19 protein-coding genes are annotated in these 16,911 nt (G+C 46.1%); 12 read left to right on the top strand and 7 right to left on the bottom strand.

Features of this window, described 5'->3' with window-relative positions; translation table 11 throughout:
* Positions 1–10 precede the first annotated feature (10 nt).
* From ICN40_RS11430 to ICN40_RS11415, 4 genes are read left to right on the top strand one after another with little or no spacing between them, the layout of a single operon-like run.
* Positions 11–988 carry a D-2-hydroxyacid dehydrogenase family protein gene (locus ICN40_RS11430; protein WP_216244087.1) on the top strand — a complete coding sequence of 326 codons (978 nt, stop codon included), beginning with the start codon at positions 11–13 and terminating at the stop codon, positions 986–988.
* A 23-nt stretch (positions 989–1,011) separates the two neighbouring features.
* Positions 1,012–1,551, top strand: coding sequence for a chromate transporter (locus ICN40_RS11425; protein ID WP_216244085.1), 540 nt, complete (start codon positions 1,012–1,014; stop codon positions 1,549–1,551).
* Positions 1,548–2,069 (top strand): chromate transporter, encoded by a 522-nt coding sequence (locus ICN40_RS11420; RefSeq protein WP_216244083.1) that lies wholly within the window; start codon positions 1,548–1,550, stop codon positions 2,067–2,069. Before ICN40_RS11425 ends, ICN40_RS11420 begins: the two co-directional genes overlap by 4 nt.
* A gap of 17 nt (positions 2,070–2,086) precedes the next feature.
* Positions 2,087–3,064 (top strand): tripartite tricarboxylate transporter substrate binding protein, encoded by a 978-nt coding sequence (locus ICN40_RS11415; RefSeq protein WP_216244081.1) that lies wholly within the window; start codon positions 2,087–2,089, stop codon positions 3,062–3,064.
* A gap of 44 nt (positions 3,065–3,108) precedes the next feature.
* Here the strand turns inward: ICN40_RS11415 and crcB are convergent, their stop codons facing one another.
* Genes crcB through ICN40_RS11395 form a run of 4 tightly spaced genes read right to left on the bottom strand, consistent with a single transcriptional unit; the run spans position 3,109 to position 4,637 of the window.
* Positions 3,109–3,486: a fluoride efflux transporter CrcB gene (gene crcB / locus ICN40_RS11410; RefSeq protein ID WP_216244079.1), complete on the bottom strand. Its 378-nt coding sequence runs from the start codon at positions 3,484–3,486 to the stop codon at positions 3,109–3,111.
* Positions 3,487–3,498: 12 nt separating this feature from the next.
* The gene (gene ygiD / locus ICN40_RS11405) at positions 3,499–4,278 is read right to left on the bottom strand and encodes a 4,5-DOPA dioxygenase extradiol (protein ID WP_216244078.1); all 780 of its coding nucleotides are present in this window, start codon (positions 4,276–4,278) and stop codon (positions 3,499–3,501) included.
* A 9-nt stretch (positions 4,279–4,287) separates the two neighbouring features.
* The gene (locus ICN40_RS11400; RefSeq protein ID WP_169709848.1) at positions 4,288–4,425 is read right to left on the bottom strand and encodes a hypothetical protein; all 138 of its coding nucleotides are present in this window, start codon (positions 4,423–4,425) and stop codon (positions 4,288–4,290) included.
* A gap of 44 nt (positions 4,426–4,469) precedes the next feature.
* The gene (locus ICN40_RS11395) at positions 4,470–4,637 is read right to left on the bottom strand and encodes a hypothetical protein (protein ID WP_158009059.1); all 168 of its coding nucleotides are present in this window, start codon (positions 4,635–4,637) and stop codon (positions 4,470–4,472) included.
* Positions 4,638–4,665: 28 nt separating this feature from the next.
* Between ICN40_RS11395 and ICN40_RS11390 the strand changes: the two genes are divergently transcribed.
* Positions 4,666–5,328 (top strand): site-2 protease family protein, encoded by a 663-nt coding sequence (locus ICN40_RS11390; protein WP_216244075.1) that lies wholly within the window; start codon positions 4,666–4,668, stop codon positions 5,326–5,328.
* A 68-nt stretch (positions 5,329–5,396) separates the two neighbouring features.
* Positions 5,397–5,849 carry a cytochrome c gene (locus tag ICN40_RS11385; RefSeq protein ID WP_216244072.1) on the top strand — a complete coding sequence of 151 codons (453 nt, stop codon included), beginning with the start codon at positions 5,397–5,399 and terminating at the stop codon, positions 5,847–5,849.
* 17 nt (positions 5,850–5,866) lie between these two features.
* Here the strand turns inward: ICN40_RS11385 and ICN40_RS11380 are convergent, their stop codons facing one another.
* Complete coding sequence (locus ICN40_RS11380; RefSeq protein ID WP_216244070.1) at positions 5,867–6,547, bottom strand: cytochrome b/b6 domain-containing protein; 681 nt, start codon at positions 6,545–6,547, stop codon at positions 5,867–5,869.
* A 42-nt stretch (positions 6,548–6,589) separates the two neighbouring features.
* Here ICN40_RS11380 and ICN40_RS11375 point away from each other — a divergent pair, with 42 nt between their 5' ends.
* Positions 6,590–7,795 carry an MFS transporter gene (locus ICN40_RS11375; protein WP_216244068.1) on the top strand — a complete coding sequence of 402 codons (1,206 nt, stop codon included), beginning with the start codon at positions 6,590–6,592 and terminating at the stop codon, positions 7,793–7,795.
* 22 nt (positions 7,796–7,817) lie between these two features.
* Here the strand turns inward: ICN40_RS11375 and ICN40_RS11370 are convergent, their stop codons facing one another.
* Positions 7,818–8,759 carry a 3-hydroxyacyl-CoA dehydrogenase family protein gene (locus tag ICN40_RS11370; protein WP_216244066.1) on the bottom strand — a complete coding sequence of 314 codons (942 nt, stop codon included), beginning with the start codon at positions 8,757–8,759 and terminating at the stop codon, positions 7,818–7,820.
* Positions 8,760–8,843: 84 nt separating this feature from the next.
* On the opposite strand from ICN40_RS11370, the gene ICN40_RS11365 reads away from it, so the two are divergent.
* The 4 genes from ICN40_RS11365 (at position 8,844) to ICN40_RS11350 (ending at position 13,808) form a co-directional block, all read left to right on the top strand.
* Positions 8,844–9,773, top strand: a complete 930-nt coding sequence (locus ICN40_RS11365) for a 2-hydroxyacid dehydrogenase (protein WP_216244064.1) — start codon at positions 8,844–8,846, stop codon at positions 9,771–9,773.
* A 13-nt stretch (positions 9,774–9,786) separates the two neighbouring features.
* Positions 9,787–10,713: a dihydrodipicolinate synthase family protein gene (locus tag ICN40_RS11360; RefSeq protein ID WP_216244062.1), complete on the top strand. Its 927-nt coding sequence runs from the start codon at positions 9,787–9,789 to the stop codon at positions 10,711–10,713.
* Positions 10,714–10,746: 33 nt separating this feature from the next.
* Positions 10,747–11,697 carry a TAXI family TRAP transporter solute-binding subunit gene (locus ICN40_RS11355; RefSeq protein ID WP_216244059.1) on the top strand — a complete coding sequence of 317 codons (951 nt, stop codon included), beginning with the start codon at positions 10,747–10,749 and terminating at the stop codon, positions 11,695–11,697.
* A 98-nt stretch (positions 11,698–11,795) separates the two neighbouring features.
* Positions 11,796–13,808 carry a TRAP transporter fused permease subunit gene (locus ICN40_RS11350; protein ID WP_216244057.1) on the top strand — a complete coding sequence of 671 codons (2,013 nt, stop codon included), beginning with the start codon at positions 11,796–11,798 and terminating at the stop codon, positions 13,806–13,808.
* 86 nt (positions 13,809–13,894) lie between these two features.
* On the opposite strand, the gene ICN40_RS11345 is transcribed toward ICN40_RS11350, so the two are convergent.
* Positions 13,895–15,028, bottom strand: coding sequence for a mandelate racemase/muconate lactonizing enzyme family protein (locus ICN40_RS11345; protein ID WP_216244055.1), 1,134 nt, complete (start codon positions 15,026–15,028; stop codon positions 13,895–13,897).
* Between the two features lie 424 nt (positions 15,029–15,452).
* Between ICN40_RS11345 and ICN40_RS11340 the strand changes: the two genes are divergently transcribed.
* Positions 15,453–16,889: a M23 family metallopeptidase gene (locus ICN40_RS11340; RefSeq protein WP_308281785.1), complete on the top strand. Its 1,437-nt coding sequence runs from the start codon at positions 15,453–15,455 to the stop codon at positions 16,887–16,889.
* Positions 16,890–16,911: the final 22 nt, after the last annotated feature.

The raw sequence follows: 16,911 nt of genomic DNA, 5'->3' as shown, positions 1-16,911 counted from the left end.
ATTTTCATCCATGGCCTCATTACCTAATATCGTTATTCTCGGAGACTATGAGCGTGCGTTGCGCCGTTTTTCTAATTGGGAAAAATTAGATCAACAGGCTAAGCTCAATATTCACCATGAGCCGCTTCGAGATGAGGCCTTATATGAAGCAGTCAAAGATGCTGATGCAATTGCTATCGTAAGAGATCGCTCGCCCTTCAACGAGGCAATGATCGCGCGCTTACCAAAACTCAAGTTTTTAATGTTTACTGGCGAGCGCAATGGCACCCTAGAAGCCTCAGCTCTAGTTTCGAGAAATATCCCCATGGGCTGCACACCAGGAGGACCTTCAAAAGAAACTACCGCCGAACTTACTTGGGCTTTGATTCTGGGCGCATCTAAGCGCCTGATAGAAGAAAATAAACTGATTGCCTCTGGTGGCTGGCGCGATGCATTTTCTCTCCTGCCAATGCTCTCTGGCGAACGCCTGGGCATTATGGGCTTAGGTGCTATTGGCAGTCGTGTGGCGCGCGTTGGTGCTGCCTTTGGTATGGAGGTTGTAGCCTGGAGCCCGCGCATGACCTCAGAACGCGCTGCCGCTGAAAATGCAAAAGCCGTTAGCTTAGATGAGTTACTCAAAACCTCCAAAGTGGTATCCATGCACTTAGTAGCAGGCCCTGGCACTAAAGGATTGATTAGCGCCGATCAATTGGCGCTAATGCGCCCAGATTCGATTCTGATCAATACTTCACGTGCCGCACTCATCAATATGCCCGACCTTCAAAAGGCTCTTGCCGCAGGTAGACCAGGGCAAGCAGCAGTTGATGTATTTGATGTTGAGCCCCTTCCTGAAAATGATGCATTACGCAACACTCCCAATCTTTTAGTGACGCCTCATTTAGGCTTTATTGCTGAACCAATTTTTTCGACCTTCTCAAAAGGCATTACCGAAACACTAGAAGCATGGCTAGAAAATAAACCAGTACCACACCCCTTTAAGCCTCAATAATTTATTAATAAACGGCGTCCTCGATGCATAACCTAACCCCGTCACAGCTATTTATCAGTTTTAGCAAAATTGGCATGTCAGGCTTTGGTGGTGTACTCCCTTGGGCCAGACGAACTCTAGTGGAGCGGGACAAAATTCTGACGTCTGAGGAATTTAGTGCCATCCTTGGCATTTGCCAAATCGTTCCAGGCCCCAATATTGTTAACCTCGCTGTTTGCGTTGGCTCTCGATTTGCGGGAGCAAGGGGAGCAGCTGCTGCGGTCCTTGGTCTGACACTAGGGCCCATTGCCATTGTGCTATTACTTGCCACGCTCTATCAACACTACAGCTATTTGGATACAGTGAAAGGACTATTGCGAGGCATCTCTGCAGTAGGTGTAGGTCTCATCGCTTCAACTGGTTTCAAGATGCTGCGCGATGAGTTTCGCTTTCCTTTGATGCTGTTAGTAGTTGTCATCACTATCTGTGCGGTCACCTACTTTCATCTCGGTCTGGGTTGGGTTGTGCTCGCTGTTTTACCGCTAGCACTGTTCTTGGCGCGCAAGAAAGCGCTTATTTCATGAATATACTTTTAAGCATCTTCCTGAAATTATCCGCCTTCTCGCTAGTTGCGTTTGGCGGTGTCAACGCTTTGCTACCAGAGTTATTGAACTTAGCTGTCTATCAAGAGCATTGGATTGATCTGCAAACTTTTTCAGATTACTTTGCCATAGCGCAAGCAGCACCAGGCCCTAACTTTATGACTGTCACTCTATTGGGTTGGCATATTTATGGCGTACTAGGCGCATTCATTGCCACGCTGGCAATTGCATGGCCCTCATCTATCCTGATTTATTTTTTGCAGCGCTTTATTATGGGCATTCAAGATCCCATCAAGAAAAAATCTATTCAGTACGCAGCGGCAGCGCTAGCTATTGGACTGGTTCTTTCTTCTGCATGGCAAATTGCCATTCAAATTAACCATGGCGCTGCAGCCTTTGCCTTAACCCTTGCAACTATCGGCTTTACATTATTCACACGCTGGCACCCACTCTATCTAATAGTCATAGGTGGAGCCTTAGGCTTTCTAGGATTTATTTAAACATTTTAGGAATTAATATGCGGCTGATTCAATACTCGAACTTCTGCCTATTAATCTTTCTTTCTGTTTTCTGCAGCATATCTTTTGCGCAAAACAACTACCCTAGCAAACCCATCAATTTCATCGTCCCTTATGGTGCCGGTGGTGGCGCAGACTCACGTAGTCGTCAGATTGCCCAAAAAATGAGTGTCATTCTCAAGCAACCCATCATCGTCGATAACAAACCGGGGGCTGGCGGCAACATTGGTACAGAATTCATTTCTAGAGCTGCTCCGGATGGCTACACCATTGGCATGGGCAACTTCGCGCCCATGGCTGTTAATAAAACACTCTTTGGCAATTTGCGCTACGACCCAGAAATAGATCTCACTCCTATCATTTTGATTGAAAAGGGGCCTCTAGTACTGGTGGTCAATCCAAGCTCCCCATACAAAACTGTTCAAGAAATTGTTGCGGTCGCCAAAGCTAAGCCGGGTACTCTTACTTTCTCATCAGGCGGCATTGGAGGAAGCCATCAACTATCCGGTGAGCTCTTTAAACAAAGCGCCAGCATCGATATGATTCACGTCCCGTATAAGAGTGGATCTGCTGGCTTAACCGATCTAATGGCCGGGAACGTCACCATGATGTTTGATCAAATGTATTCAGCGATGCCCAGCATCAAAGCCGATAAGTTACGCCCCATTGCGATTACTAGCAAGAAACGCTCTCCACTTCTACCGAACGTGCCTACTTTTGCTGAGGCAGGCTACCCCAAGGTTGAAGTTCTCAACTGGCAAGGACTCATCGCGCCCAAGGGAACACCTAAGGCCATTATTGATAAATTGAATGCTGCTGCAAATGAGACGCTCAAAGACCCTCAACTACGCGAACTCATGCTCTCTCAAGGGAATGAGATTGGTGGAGGGAGTCCAGCTGAATTTGCTAGCCTGATTAAAGCTGAGAGTGCCAAATGGAGTGCCGTTGTAAAAATAGCCAATATCAAGCCAGAGTGACAAATTCTATATTGAATGGCATTGGGGGCTTAGTGCCCCGAATTTTATTTGAAAGCCTGGTAGGTCAAGATGCCCAAGAAGGTCAGCACAAGTGACCCAACGAGATTGAGTAGTGCCGTACCCAAAGCCCAAGTAAATTCGCCACGTTGCATAAAGCCAACTACTTCAGCAGAAAAGCTTGAGAAGGTGGTTAGACCCCCCAAGAAGCCGGTAACCACTAAGAGTTTCCACTCTGGAGAAAGACTTGGATTGTTGCCAAAGAAAGCAACTGCAATACCAATCAAATATCCACCAACCATATTCGATATAAAAGTACCCAATGGCAGTGAAGAAGCCATCCCTACGGTGGCGTAATTAAAGCCAGCTCTTAATAAAGCGCCGAAGCCTGCTCCAAAAAAGATTGCAAAGATAGGAAGCCACATAATCTGCTCTTGTTATTGAATTGAAAAACCCAGCATACCAATTGAACTCATCTCAATTCCATCTGTATAGATTTTGGCCTGCTCTCCTGCCTCCTGCAAGGCCAAGGTATACAAGGCTGGCCAATAGTGTTCTGCGGTCGGAATAGAGAGGTGCGCTGCATCACCAAAACGCCCCCAGTCAACCAATGCCTCATGATGATTGGCGCGAATTTCTGAAGCAAAAAAATCATTGAACTCTTTTGCCCATGGGTAAGGCTCAGCACCCTCTTGCCAATGGATGGTGCGCAAGTTATGCACCACATTACCACTAGATAAAATCAAAATATTTTCATCGCGCAAGGGGCGTAATTGCTTAGCAAGCTCATAGTGTTCACGTGCTGACATCGCACCATCGAGACTCAGCTGCACCACAGGCACATCCGCATTGGGATACATGTATTTCAGAACCGACCAAGCGCCATGATCAATACCCCATTCATTCTCCTCAAGCACGACAGGGACGCTCAATAATTCTTGCACGCGATCAGCTAATGCAGGGCTGCCTGGCGCCGGATATTGAACATCAAACAGTGCTTGTGGAAAGCCCCCGAAATCATGAATCGTTTTTGGTTTAGTCATTGCAGTAACCCAAACTCCGCGGGTTACCCAATGTGCTGAGATCATCAAAATAGCGTCAGGACGATTTAATGATTTTCCAAGAGCTGACCATGCCGCTGTATAGCGGTTGGGCTCTATGGCATACATTGGACTGCCATGGCCAGCAAATATTGCAGGTTGGCGATGGCTAGTCATTAATACTGATTAACCGAATACGTAACCTGTATGAGCCGCAACCAATGCAAACAAAATAGCCAAGCTAGTAGCAGCGGCCAACATCACGACCAATGTAATGATCTTTTTGTTGATCTCTTCTTTAGATTCGTTATGCCATTCGTTCATGCTAAATCCTCTATAAACACATTATTGAATAGGGTAATTATCCACTATCGACCGCGACCAGCCTTGCGCATCATGCCTTTTCCCCCACCAAAGCCTGCCTGAGGCCTTCCGGCTGGGCCAGAGGGTCCTTTGGGGACGGGTGGACGTGCTGGCGGCTTCGCTGCTAGCGCTTTTGCCGGGGTTTTTGAATCGGGTTTCTTTTCGTCAGTCACTTTGAGCTCCTATGGATATCATATTGCCATGATTACTGACTATTCTATCCAAGCTGTCGCAATTAATGCGATTCCCCTGATTTTTGCCATCACCATCCATGAGGCAGCCCATGGCTACGCAGCTCGCAGGTTTGGCGATAACACCGCCTACATGCTGGGACGGGTGAGCCTCAATCCCGCAAAACATATAGACCCTGTGGGTACCATATTGATTCCACTCGTCTTAATTCTGACGGGGTCTCCTTTTTTGGTGGGGTATGCCAAGCCGGTACCAGTCAATTTTGGGCGACTCAGAAACCCCAGAATTGACTCGATTTGGGTAGCCTTAGCGGGACCGGGATCGAATTTTGTACAGGCAATCATTTGGGCGGTCTTTTGGGTCCTAGTGCAGGGCTTCGGAATTGATGAGCCCTTCCTGACTTCTATGGCAAAAGCAGGGGTAATGTGGAATATCGGTTTACTGGTATTTAATCTGTTTCCACTACCACCCCTCGATGGCGGAAGAATTTTGGCTGGCCTTTTGCCCGCACGCCAATCCATCGCCCTCGGTAGATTAGAGCCCTGGGGATTTTTTATTGTGCTTGGCCTCGTCTTTACTGGAATTATTGGCACTCTGTGGATGGAGCCCCTCAGCAGCTTTTTCCTGGGCATCATCAATCTTCTCATGACCCCCCTCAGAATGATTTTTTAAGCGGGTAAAAACTACTATTCTGGGATATGCTCAAAATAAGCAGTCCAATTGATCAAGGGAGAGCAATCATGAAACTACAGAAATTTGTTTTAGCAGGTACCGCAACCGTTTTAGCCATTGGCGCCGGCGCTGCCTTTGCTCAATTTCAAACTGCAGAAAAAGCAATTGAATATCGTCAAAGCGTCATGACAGTGATTGGCACTCATTTCGGAAGAATTGGTGCTGTTGTTAAAGGTGCGGCACCTTATAACAAAGACGATGTGAGCAAAAATTCAGAGATCGTAGCAATGATGTCTACTTTGCCTTGGCAAGCTTTTGGTCCTGGCACTGAAGGCGGTAAGGCAAAACCTGAGGTGTGGTCAGACAACGCCAAGTTCAAAGCTGCCGCAGACAAAATGCAATTAGCTGTTCTTGATCTCAATAAAACCGCTCAGTCTGGTGACTTAGAAAGTATTAAAAAATCTTTTGGCGCGGCGGGTGCAACCTGCAAAGGCTGCCACGACGATTTCAAAAAGAAATAAGCGATTTTTATTGATCGTTATTTCGTAATTAAGTAACCGACCGCTACCGCGATCACGCTTAAAAGTATCAAAGCGAAACCGCGCTGCAACACTCCATCCTTGGAGTCACGATCCAAGTCAACAGGCAGGTATTTAGCCTCTTCGCTTGGGTCGATTTCTTTATCGCCACTAATCATTGGCTTAATCAGATTCTCACCTTTGAATTTCTTGTAATACCAAATTGCTGCGATATGAATTGCAATCAGGGTGTAAATCACCACTTGATTACCTTCGTGAATCTCCGATAAAAATGAAGATATCGAACCAGACACATATTTTGCTAGTGGCCCTTGAAAGGAGACCTCATCATCAACAAATAAGCCAGTCAGTACTTGAATGCATAAAACAAAAATGAGTGCAAATACAGAAATTGCTCCAATGGGGGTGTGTCCAAGAACGCGGGGTGAACTTCCACTTAAGTAATCAAAAATCGCTTTTTTAGTTGGCAAGAAAGAGGCGAAGCGCGCATGGGTAGATCCAACAAAACCCCAGACAATCCTAAAGATCAACAAGGTCAAAATGCTGTAACCGAAATAAGCATGCCATTGAATGAATTCATCACCCAAATTGATGGTCACAAAGCTACCGACTATACAAACCACTAGCAACCAATGAAATAAGCGGATTGGTAGATCCCACACTCGAATGATTTTCTTCATCCTATAAGGATAATCCTCTTCTCCTCTAAAATGGAGGGATTCATGAATCCCGGCAAAGCTTTTAGAACCCTACTGCTGTATCGCGTTGGCGCAACCCTAAGCTACCAAATTACGATGGTAGCGGTAGGTTGGCATCTTTATGAAATCACTAATAGCGTAGTTTCACTCGGGCTGATAGGTCTTGCAGAGCTCGTTCCCTACTTTGCGCTAGCTCTATATTCGGGTCATGCAGTCGATCACCACTCCCGCAAGTGGATTGCTGCAATCGCCTGCCTCATTCATATTGCGGTTGGATTATTTTTAACAGTCATCGCATTGGGATGGCTTAGCCCACCGATACCATTGATCTACACCGCAGTAGCATTTATTGGCATTGGGCGCGCTTTATTAAGACCTTCTTATCAAGCGCTTTTCGGACAAATCATTCCGAGAGATCAATTGCCTCGTTACACAGCGTATGCATCTTCAGCGTTTCAGATTTGCGTAGTGGCGGGCCCAGGATTAGGCGGACTCATGATTGGCTTTGCTGGTCTTGAATGGACGTATCTGCTCGCCGCCTTTTGTGGAGCAGTTGGTTTATACGGAATTACCTTCATTACTGCTGTGCAAGAAAAATCGAGCAACTTATCTAAGCACTTTCTAAAGAGCTTTTTGGAAGGGTTTCATTACGTCAGAAAACATGAACTCATTTTGAGCATCATGGCGCTCGATATGTTTGCCGTTCTCTTCGGTGGTGCAGTCTCTATTCTTCCAGCCTTTGTGAAGGAGGTGCTCAATGCGGGCCCAGAAACTCTAGGAATACTGCGTGCAGCCCCGGCAGCTGGGGCTGTACTTACTGGAATCTACCTCGCTCGGCGTCCCGTGCTAAATGACTCAGGAAAATATCTTCTGATGTCAGTGGCGGGATTTGGTGCGGCGATTATTGCCTTTGGCATCTCCAGTAATTTGTGGTTCTGCGCATTCTTTCTCTTTATTTCTGGATGCTTTGACTCGATATCAGTAGTGATTCGAGGCAGCATCATGCAGCTCACCACACCAGATCATATGCGCGGCAGAATTAGCGCCATTAATGGCATCTTCATTGGCTCATCCAATGAGTTAGGTGCGCTTGAGTCTGGCATTGCTGCCAGCATGATCGGTTTAGTGCCATCCATCGTATTTGGTGGGGTCGCGACGATTGCTATTGTTCTGATTACTTATCGACTCGCCCCACACCTAGGCAAACTTCATCTGAAAGATATTTCTTAGTGAGCAACTAAACAACTAGTTGCTATTTAATTTCAGGAAGATCTTTCTGAATAATTTTTAGGCCAGCACGTAATGCTTTTTGATAGCGCTCACGTTCAGCCTTAATCGTTTCAGCCGTCCAAGTGAAGAAACCTTCGCCAGTTTTCATACCAAACTTGCCGCTAGCGATGCGATCACTCAAGCACTTCGCTATCGTTGGTGAATTGTTTAAGGTTGGATAGATGGTTGCGCCTCCAGCACCGTGTACCTCAAGGCCAGCATGATCTCGCTGCATAGCTGGGCCTGCCGCGATGTAGCGAAAACCAAAGCCAAAACGAACGGCTTTATCAATATCTTCTGGTGTACAGATGCCTTCATCAACCATTGAAAAAGCCTCACGCGATAAAGCATGCTGCAAACGATTAGCCAAAAATCCTGGAAGATCTTTTTTCACAGTAACAGGCACCATGCCACACGCTGTCATTAAACGTGAGAGGCTTTCACCCACCATTGGCGAAGTCTTTGCCCCATATACCACCTCTACACAAGGCACTAAATGGGCAGGCATAAAGAAATGTAAGCCAATCATGCGGGCAGCTGTTTTTAGGCCGTTGGCAATTTCACTAATTGGGAAGCTCGTACTATTGCTTGCCAATACCGCCTCAGGCTTTGCATATTTTTCCAACTTAGTAAATAGCTCTCGCTTGATATCTAAACGCTCAGGCACGCACTCAATTACTAAATCAATATCAGACCAATCAACCTCTTCGAGCGAACCTGCAACAGACAGTAAATGAATACGATGCTCATAACCGAGATCTGCCATGGTATTTGCAAAGTAATCCGGCAGAAGGGCTCGCCGCTCTGTGGTTGGCTCAACCACCTGGACCGCACAGCCACCGCGTGCACAAACGGCTGCAACGTCTGCACCCATAGTGCCGCCACCGACAATAACTACCTTGGTTTCAGCTGGGGTAAATAACATGAATACTCTCCTAAAAGGGGAAGGACTTTTCTGAAAAATCCTCTTACAATGGGGTCATTATTTCAATAAAAAAGTTAGTGAGACATGATCCCCGTCAATTCGGTGCTACAGGTCGGCCATTTCCCTGAAATTATGCAGGCAGAAATAGATCGGCGCTTTACCCCTTTTCATCATCCCGATCCTCAAGCGCCTACTCCTGCCGGAAACTTTCAGGCGATTTTGATTCGCTCCAATATCAAGCTGCCCGAGGCCCTAGTTAAACAGATTCCCAGTATTCGTATGGTTGCCACTTGTGGGGTTGGTTACGACAACCTTCCTTTGGCTTATCTCAAAGAACAAGGGATTAAAGCAAGCAACACCCCTGGCGTCTTAAACGATGCCGTATGCGAACTGGCCATTGGCATGATGCTAGCCCTACTGCGCCAACTGCCCGAGGCTCAGGAATATGTCAAAAGCACTGCTTGGTCAAAAGCGCCCTTTAGGCTCACCACCACCTTGGCTGGTAAACGAGTGGGTATCGCTGGCATGGGTCGTATTGGGCAAGACCTGGCTAAACGATTAGAGCCATTCAAAGTGGAGATAGCGTATTCAGGGCCCAATAAAAAATCTTTGCCCTACGCCTACTATCCAGATGCTCAAGAATTAGCCAAGGCCTGCGACATCTTATTTTTAGCTTGCCCAGCAACCCCCGACACAGACAATATGATTAATGCCAGGGTTTTAGAAGCCTTGGGTCCATCTGGATATTTAATCAATATTGCCCGCGGAAGTGTGGTCGATGAGGGGGCGCTTTTATATGCACTGCAACATAAAAGGATTGCTGGTGCGGCCTTGGATGTTTTTGAGAACGAACCTACCCCAAGTCATGAATTTTTAACACTTGATAATGTATTGTTAACACCGCACATTGGGAGCGCTACCTCGGAAACACGGATAGCCATGACCAACTTAGCCGTAGATAATTTAGAAGCCTTCTTTAACCAACAAACACTTCCATCTGAAGTAAATAACTAAAAACGGAGCCAGCATGACGATTTCTCTGCACCCTTCCACCTTGCCAGCGGTGTTATCCCCTGTCATCACCCCATTTAAGGCGGACGGCAGTCCAGATGCTCCTAAGTTATTAAAACAATGCCAATGGCTAGAAGCTAATGGTGTTGGGCAGGCTATCTTTGGCACGAATTCAGAAGCAAACTCAATGTCTGCCCCGCAGAAGATGAGCACCTTAACAGCATTAGTCGAAGGCGGATTAAAGCCCGAGCACTTAATGCCAGGTACCGGAGCAACATCGATTGATGCCACTGTGAATATGACTCGTCACGCAGTCAACCATAAGTGCGCGGGGGTATTAATGTTACCGCCCTTCTACTACAAAGATGTTACTGATGATGGTCTATTCGCTTATTTTTCTGAGGTGATTCAAAAAGTAGGTAGCGCAGCTTTGCAGATTTATATCTACAACATTCCACCGGTTACGAAGGTGAACTTAAGTCTCTCTTTGCTTGAGCGCCTAGCAAAAGAGTATCCAAAGACTGTTGTGGGCATGAAAGACAGCTCTGGCGATTGGTCTTACACAGAATCGGTCATTAAATTATTAGCGCCTTCAGGCTTCCGCGTCTATGCAGGTAGCGAAGTATTCCTGATGCGTGCCTTGCGCGCTGGCGGTGTTGGCTGCATCTCCGCTACTGCCAACGTCAATCCAAAAGCGATTGCCGATTTAGCGGCACACTGGAGAGAATCAAATGCTGATGCTCTTCAAGCAAACTTGGATCAAGTGCGTGGAATTTTTGCTAAGTACCAAATGATTGCAGGTATGAAGACTGCTGTAGCCCACTACACCAAGGATTCTGAGTGGCTCAGAGTGCGTCCACCATTGATGCAGTTAAGTGCTGAGCAACAAGCGCAACTGCTCAGCGAGCTCAAAGCAATTAACTTCAGCATGCCAGGTTTGTAATTTACAAAAAATAAAAATAATTAGGAGACAACAATGAAACTACTCAAAGTCATTGCCTTATCGCTTAGCTTTCTTTGTGCGAGTGTTAGCGCTCAAAACATCTCTATCGCCACTGGCGGTACGGGTGGCGTGTACTACCCAATGGGCGGTGGCCTTGCCTCTGTTCTCTCGAGCAAGGTGCCTGGAATGTCTGCTACTGCAGAAGTGACCGGGGGCTCGGTAGATAACTTAAACCTCATCGGTACAGGCAAGCCATACGTTGGTTTCTCGATGGCTGATGCCGCTAAAGATGCTCAGATTGGTGAAGGTAAGTTTGTTGGCAAAAAAGTGGACTTACGTACTCTGGTAGTTCTGTATCCAAACCTGATGCACGTAGTAACCGTTGATTCCACTGGCATCAAATCTATGAAAGACCTCAAGGGCAAGCGCATTAGTACTGGCGCTCCTGGTAGCGCAACAGAAGTGATGGCCTTTCGTTTATTAGAAGCCGCTGGTCTTGATAAGGATAAAGATGTTAAGCGTGAGCGATTAAGCGTTGCCGAATCCGTTAATGCCATTAAAGACCGCAAAATTGATGCATTCTTCTGGGTGGGTGGATTACCAACAGCAGCAGTAACTGATTTAGCTAATACGCCAGGAACCAAGATTGTGATGGTCGACACCGGCGAAGAGGTGGCTGCCATGAATAAAAAATATGGCAACCTTTACTTTGTAACCACCATTCCAAAGGCTACTTATAGCGGCATGGCTAAAGACAATAAAGTCGCAGCAGTCGCCAATATCTTGGTGGTCAATGCCAATATGCCTGACGATCAGGCCTATAAGATTGTTAAGGCGATCTTTGATAACAAATTGGAATTGGTGCGCACTCATCAAGAATTTATGAGCGTCAGCCTAGAAAACCAAAAAACAAAATCAACCCCAGTTGATTTTCATCCAGGCGCACTTAAGTATTTTAAAGAAAAGAACGTCAAACTCAATTAAGTTAATGTTTGTATCGGGGGTGAGTGAATCTCACCCCTTTCGCTTTACGGTAGTGAAAAAATAAAGTAGTACATAAAAATAAATATAGAGGTTGAGACATGAATCAAAACGTTATTGACAACGAAACCCAAGAAAAATTAGACGCCTTTATTAAGCAAGAGGAAGGCGATTCAAATGATTACAAAGGCCTGCTAGCCAAATTCATTACCCTTGTAGCGGTAGGCATGTCGCTCTTTCACTTATATGCCGCGTATTCGATTGTGCCAACGCAAGAGTTGCGCGTCATACACGTTGCTCTAGTTTTATTTTTAGTATTCCTCAGCTTTCCAATAGCTGATCGCTTCAAAAATCGCTTAATGCCCTGGGATATCGTTTTTGCGCTTGTATCCGTTGGAATTGCCTATTACATTCTGAGTGGTGGCGATGATTTTATGGACCGCAATACTGCGCCTAACTCTACCGATGTCATGGTGGGCATTGCATTAATTCTCCTAATCTTAGAAAGTGTGCGCAGAACCAATGGCATGATCTTGGTGACGGTAACGGTCCTGTTTCTGCTCTATGCATTATTTGGCAACTACTTACCAGCACCTTGGACTCACAAGGGTTACGATCTTGATCGTTTGGTAGGCTATATGTATATGACTCTAGAAGGCATCTATGGCACTGCTGTTGATGTTTCTGCAACCCTCATCATTCTTTTCACCATCTTCGGCGCTTTCTTGCAATTTACTGGCGCAGGAAAGTTCTTTATTGATTTCTCATTCGCGGCAATGGGTGGAAAATCTTCTGGGGTTGGCAGAACCATCGTAATGTCCTCCTTCTTGCTCGGCGGACCATCAGGATCCGGTGTAGCAACAACAGTTACCGTGGGCTCAGTTGCAGCACCCATGCTGGACAAAGTGGGTTACGAGAAAAATGCTGCCGGCGGCCTTTTGGCAGCAGGTGGTCTTGGTGCCATTATCTCGCCTCCTGTACTGGGCGCAGCTGCATTCCTAATTGCAGATTTTCTGAAGATTTCGTATTTAGACGTATTGCTGATGGCAACCATCCCAACCATCCTTTTCTATCTTGGCTTATTCGTGATGGTCGAAATTGATGTACGCAAATATGGCATGAAAAATATTCACTTTGAGTCTTCCGAAACAGCTTGGCAGCTCACTAAGAAATATTGGTTTCACTTCTTCTCCCTCATCTCGATTGTGGTGTTTATGCTGATGGGCTTCTCCCCTGTCATGTCCGTATTCTGGGCGACAGTAGTTTCGGCCTTATCCAGCATGTTGCGTGAAGATACTGCCATTATTCCTTGGGCATGGTTTAAAGGTAAAGAACCGATTCTCTCTGGCCTATACAACTCCAACCTGACCAAGGCGCTTGCAACTGGTTCAACTGGTGTCTTAGCTATCGCCGCCACCTGTGCTGGTGCCGGCCTCATTGTGGGTACCGTTACCTTAACCGGTCTTGGCCTAAAATTTAGCTCGATTGTTATTCAGTACGCAGGTGGCTCGCTCTTGCTAACAACCATCTTTACCGCCCTTGTAGTTTGGGTGGTTGGCCTTGCTGTTCCAGTAACTGCTTCTTACATTATTTGTGCGGTAATTGCAGCGCCTGCTTTGATTAATTTAGGCGTGCCTGATTTTGCAGCTCACATGTTTATCTTCTATTACGCTGTACTTTCTGAAGTGTCGCCACCGACTGCACTCTCGCCATTTGCTGCGGCAGCGATTTGTAAAGGTAATCCCTATAAGACTACTTTGCAAACTTGGAAATATGTTGCTCCGGCCATTCTAGTTCCATTTATGTTTGTGTTAGATAAGTCAGGCGTCAGCTTGTTGTTGATGGGATCAACTAGCGCTCTTGAGCAAGCAGACTGGATGCAAATTGCTTGGGTCTGTTTCACGGCCGTTGTTGGAATCATCTGCCTAGCCGGTGGACTACAAGGTTGGTTCATTGAGAAAACCAAGATCTTTGAACGCGTCATTATGGTGTTCTCTGGGGTTGCTCTTGCCTACCCCTCCACAGAGGCGGACTTAGTTGGCTTTGTTGGATTTGGTTTGGTGCTAGTGACTCAAACAATTACCCATTTCAAACTCAATCCCAGATCTTTTTAAGGTACACCTGATAGGTGGGCGGATCTCATCCTCAAAACAATAAGGCCCGCTTGAGCAGGCCTTATTGTTTCTAGCAATTACTTATCTTAAGAGATCTTGGTCCAAGCGGCTTTACCTGCATATTTCTTGACAGCAGATTCATCGAACTCGAAACCTAAACCAGGGGTTTTATGCAAAATCAAGTCCCCATTCTTAAATGTCAGCTGCTTATTGATCAATCTACGGAAGTTCAGCACCTGATCATCTAAGAAGAATTCGACAAAACGTGCATTAGGCGTGGCTGCCACCAATGGTGCATGTAAATCATGCATCCAGTGCGGACAAACTATGACGCCCTTCAAATCAGCGTACGCAGAAATTCTTCTCCACTCGGTAATGCCACCGCAGACAGCCGCATCAGATTGCAGGATGGCAGCACCACCGGCATCAATCAATTCTCTAAAACGCCAGCGTCCCGCTTCCATCTCACCGGTAGCAACGTTGATTTTGGTTTGGCGCGCCAAGGCAGCATGTAAATCAATCGCATCTGGAGAAAAAGGTTCTTCAATCCAATACGGGTTGTATGGTTCAAAGCGACGTACATACTCAAGAGCGGTGGGTAGATCGCGCCAGGCATTATTTGCATCAAGTGTGAGCAATACATCATCGCCCACTGCTTTACGAGCCGCTTTCACGCGCGCCTCTTCTTCCGATGGCGATAAACGCCCCACCTTCATCTTGACTGCCTTAAAGCCCTGTTTTACGTAAGACTCCATTTCTTTGCCTAATTTGGCAGGCGTTTTACCTTCAAGATAGTAACCACCGCTAGCATAAGCTGGCACCCGATCATCAACCACAGAACCCAAGTATTGATGCAAAGGTAAGCCAACTGAGCGTGCATTTAAATCCCACAAAGCCGTATCCAAAATCGAGATGCCACGCATTACAGCACCTGCACGACCTTGGAGGATGGATTCGTTATACATCTCCATCCAGAGACCTTCACTGCGGTGACTATTTTGACCAATGAGTTTGGGGGACAGTAATTGCTCAACAGCAAGTTTGGCAATATCTCCGCCGGCACTGCCGACATAACAAAAGCCTATACCCTCATTACCATCCTTGCCACGAACTTTTACTAGGCAATAGTGGCGCTCAGAAACAGTGCGAGTGGAAAATGAAGTGACTTTATCCAAAGGTACTGCTACTGAGGCAACTTGGATGGATTCAATAATCGGCATCTAAACTCCTTAATCAAAAATTGATTGTATCGAGAATTTAATTTGCCGACAGGTGCCTGAATAAAGAATAATTAATCCACTTCATTACAAATGTACATGACGAAAATGAGCCGAGTTGTTGTTATCCGAACAGGTATCTTGTAAGTTAGATTTGCTGCAAATTGATACATTCACTCTCCAATATTCTCAAACTCCCATGTTGTGTGACAAATTTGGTTAAAAGTGGCAAAACTGGCATTGCTAAAGGCGTCGGTTTTAGACCTTGGCCAGCCGATGAGGCGGCCGCTGTAAAGCAAAATTATGAGTAAAGGCTGAAAGCAGCCTTTGAAGTTCTCAAGCTAGCGCCCGATCAAGATTCAGTCTAATTTGCTGCGGCACAGCATATTTATTCAAAGATGCTCCCACATTATTAGATAATTGAGGGGTGAATAAAAAAGTATCTCTTGGCTCCCTGTTCACTCAGGGGGTAATCATTTTGTCTGGCTGCGCCTTTCTTAGCTCAACCCCGGGCTTGGCGTATGCAGCTCAAGCCCAAAGCACGACCCAAGCACGCAAGAAGATTACCGTTCAAACCAGCAGGCAGGTTGGCTTCAAAGATAAATCAGCGGGTACTGGCTCAAAAACGAATAGCATGAGCCTGAACCCATCGCTATTCCAGCGAAAAGCCCCAGATGAGTTGATGCTCGATAGCGATGCAAACCTTGACTATCGAGCAGCCCAAGGATGTCTAAGACGTAATTTTAATGAAGATAGCCTGCCGGCTAGCGTAGGCATTGATAATCGGCAGTTCGCTGAATTCTTCAAAAATCAGACCAAAACATTTTTTGATCACATGCGTGGAGATTGCATCCCTTACGCGGTTGCATTTGGAAGTCGTAATCGTTTCGACTCATTGAGCATCATGAATGGCCCACTCCAAGATAGTAAAACTGAAGTATGGACATTTACACCGTCAGCTGTTGGTGGGTTTTTAATTCAGCAAGACTATCTCAAAGATGAGTCCAAGCGTTTAACCGAGATTCGCATTCCTTTAAGAGATGTCTTGTATGACACTCGAAAAGTAAGCGATCAATTGCCAGTTGAGCTGGTTTGGGAATTAAATTCCCTGATCAAGCAAATCTATCCTGAAGAAAATAATTCTCTTGAAAATACCAACAGCGTTGTGCGCTTGATTGTTGACTTTGGTGATCGAGAAAGATGGGCGCAAATTTGGGCTGTAGAAATTATTGACCCCGCCACCAAAGACGTTTACGCGAATGCTTTTTGGATGGAGCGCAATGATATTCCTGGGGGCTTCTTTACCGGAACCGGAGAATCACTTGAGCGCTCCTTCTGGACTAACCCATTAAGCTATCGCCGTATTTCTCGGGGAGTTGGCATGGTAAGAGCCTCTTCGAGTAAGCGTAGTAAGAATCCTGTGCCAACAGCTCCAACCCAGGCGCCAGCAACAAAGCAACGCTATCGCGCCCACATGGGGATTGACTATGCTGCCCCAATCGGCACCCCCATTTTTAGTGTTGCTAATGGCAAAGTAGTGCACATAGGCTTTAGCGGTGCATTTGGAAACTTAATTGTTTTAGAGCATCCGGGTAATTACCACACATACTATGCGCATTTGAGCAGTTACAACGTAGAGCTTGAGTTGGGTAACGAAGTGCGGCGCGGCTTGGAAATCGGCTATGTAGGAACAACCGGTAGGTCAACAGGACCACACCTTCATTTTGAATTAAGAAAAAATGGGATTTATGTAGACCCCTATGGCTCCAAAACCCAACTTGATTTATGGTCCATGCGCGATAACGAGAGTGGGCAGCTAACTAGAGAGATGCTTCTGCTAGGTAGCCCTATTAAGCATAACTAAATAAATTCAGGAATACTGCTGA

Source organism: Polynucleobacter sp. Fuers-14, assembly GCF_018882045.1.
Classification (GTDB): Bacteria; Pseudomonadota; Gammaproteobacteria; order Burkholderiales; family Burkholderiaceae; genus Polynucleobacter.
Note: the sequence above shows the minus strand (reverse complement) of the source record. Positions and strands in the feature narration are given on the sequence as shown.